This is a genomic window from Streptomyces sp. NPDC005151 (assembly GCF_053599875.1).
On the sequence record NZ_JBSFYR010000225.1, the window covers coordinates 1 to 2,611 of the forward strand.

The window sequence follows — 2,611 nt, forward strand, 5'->3', positions numbered from 1 at the left end:
TAGACACACGCCGATCCGGCGTGTGCTCCGGCATATCCGCAGGTCAAACCCCATATTCGCGTACTAGAGCGCCACCTCAACTGCGGAACTCAGGCGTGCGGCGCACACAGAAACGACCTGACAGCCGCCATCTGCTCGAAAGGTGGTCCGGGCGCGCCGGAGCGGCAGGCCACAGCCCGGCCGTCACAGTACTCGGCTCACCGCCGTGGAGGCGTGCGGCGCAGGGCGACGACGGCGAGCTGAAGTTCCTGCCCGTCGTCTCCGAGCGGGCCCGCATCAAGCTGAACCGGATCGCCGCCCGCAAGACCCGCCCGCCCAAGCAGCGCGCCGGCCGTTTGCGCGGCTGCGCGCCTGGTGGAAGTCGAGCGCCATCCTCACCTCCGGGGTGGAGCTCACCGTCATCGAGTCCCTATTCGAGCGCGCCCGCGCCGCGGCCGCCGCGATCCGGGCCCGCGCCGCCGCCGTGGTCGACGTCGGCCGTCGACGTCACCGCGCGCGTATTTCGTGATGAACGGCGGCCGCTGGTACCACCTTCGGCACTGCTGATCCTCCACCGCCACGGCGTCCCCGGGGCGCCGCCGGCCGGTCGGCCAGGTCGGGCTGACTCCATCCCCGAGCCTCACGCAACCGGGTCACGGACTCGGTCACACACTGCCCCGCCTGGCTGCCAGAGGGCTTCGAGGAAGGCTCGGGTGGTCTCGCGCGCGACGGCGGTCGCGGAGCGGATGGTCGTGGCGTCGACGCACATGGTGTCCATCAGGTTCACCCTGGTCTCTGGCTCGTCAATGCCCGGTCCTGCCTACCCGCCCCTCGTGCCCCGCCCAGCGCCCCCTTAACCCGGCAGGGCTCGATTACCTCACCGTCGAACACGCGGAAATCTATGTCGGTCGGAGTAGACATTGGGTAGGGGTGTAGTTATGGTTTCTCTCGTAGCCGAGATCAGCAAGGCCCGGCAGAGACGAACTGGCGGGCAGCAGTACACGCAGTTGCAGTGCGCAGGACGGTGCGGTGGTGGAGTTCCGAAGCCAGAGCGGTTGCAGGACGGCGACGGGACTGACGGCCGGACCGGGTGGCCCGCAGTGATCAGGGGCCGCCGTGAGCAGTAACGCAGTGGCAGTTCAGTAAGTGCAGTTCGCAGGACCAGCAGTGAAGTCAGTGAGCAGCACCTCGGTGAAGGCGTCGGCTGCGGGCGCGCGTGCCGGGAAGTTCGGCAGTGGGGTTCTAAGCCAGAGCAGACGCAGGATGGGCGACGGGGCTGGCTGCCGAAGAGTGGCGCTTACTCAGGTCACCAGCAGTTCGCATCACCAGAAGTACAAGCAGTGCGCAGTACCAGCAGTACGCAGTTCCCGCTTGGCAAGTAGTTCATCCAGAGGGAAAGAACGGAGGAGCCAGGCGCCATCAGGATCGCCCGGGCGGAATCGCTGAGCCCGGGTACCGCAGGACATCGATAGTGAGGTGGTCTCCGGTCAAGCAACCGCGATCCCCGCGTCCCCGACAGCGTCTCGGTCGGGTCTGCGGAAACAGAAGGTCGGCGCAGTACCAGGGCCGGCAGATGGTGTAGCAGTTCCTTCGGGGCCCTGGTGCCATGTGGCACCAGGGCCCCTCCACGCGTTCCACAGAGAGGTGCAATGACAGCAGACGACTCGTTCGGCCGTCTCGACGACGACGACTACCCCGCCTACACCATGGGCCGGGCCGCCGAGATGCTCGGCACCACCCAGGGCTTCCTCCGCGCCATCGGAGACGCCCGCCTCATCACCCCGCTCCGCTCCGCGGGCGGCCACCGACGCTACTCCCGCTACCAACTGCGCATCGCCGCCCGCGCCCGCGAACTCGTCGACCACGGGACCCCCATCGAGGCCGCCTGCCGCATCGTCATCCTCGAAGACCAGCTGGAAGAAGCCCAGCGCATCAACGCGGAATACCGCCGCACCGCCGAACCGTCCGGTCCGCCCGCGGCCTGAGGCAGTGCGCCCGCCGGGGTACCGGCGGGCCCCCGGCAAACCCCAGCCAGGGCGTGACGCGTGGTCATTTCCTCTGGTGACAGGGTGTGTGGGCGTGTAGCGTCTCCGTCAGCTGTCATGGTTCGGAAGTTCCCCTTCGCCCACGTCTTCGGCGTGGGCGTTCTGCTGTGCTGTGCCGCAGGAACCAGGGCGATCACCTCTGCCTTCCGCACGTTGTGGGGGGGCGTTCATCGACTGGAAGGCATGAGACATGGCTACGGGAACTGTGAAGTGGTTCAACGCGGAGAAGGGCTTCGGCTTCATCGCCCAGGACGGCGGCGGCCCGGACGTGTTCGCCCACTACTCCGCGATCAACTCCTCGGGCTTCCGTGAGCTCCAGGAAGGCCAGGCCGTGACGTTCGACGTCACCCAGGGCCAGAAGGGCCCCCAGGCCGAGAACATCAACCTGGCCTGACCTCCTGCCCGAAGGATCGCGCACACCGCGTCCGGTAGCTGCCGTCGCCCGTGCGGGCGGTGCCGTCAGCCGGACAGTGGGACCCCCTCTCGTGCCGGGCGGAAAGAGCCAGTCATGCACAGGATCGGGGTGGGGGGGCGCAGGTTGGGGGCGGCCCCTCTCGGGTGGGGCTTTTGGGTGGGGGGGGCGCTGG

At 68.2% G+C, this 2,611-nt stretch carries 2 protein-coding genes; both read left to right on the plus strand.

Annotated features, from left to right (window positions below):
- Window positions 1-1,628: 1,628 nt before the first annotated feature.
- Window positions 1,629-1,964, plus strand: a complete 336-nt coding sequence (locus ACWD6R_RS40240; protein ID WP_451823295.1) for a MerR family transcriptional regulator — start codon at window positions 1,629-1,631, stop codon at window positions 1,962-1,964.
- A 250-nt stretch (window positions 1,965-2,214) separates the two neighbouring features.
- Entirely contained in the window at window positions 2,215-2,418 is a 204-nt protein-coding gene (locus ACWD6R_RS40245; RefSeq protein ID WP_065965692.1) for a cold-shock protein, read from the plus strand.
- Window positions 2,419-2,611 lie beyond the last annotated feature (193 nt).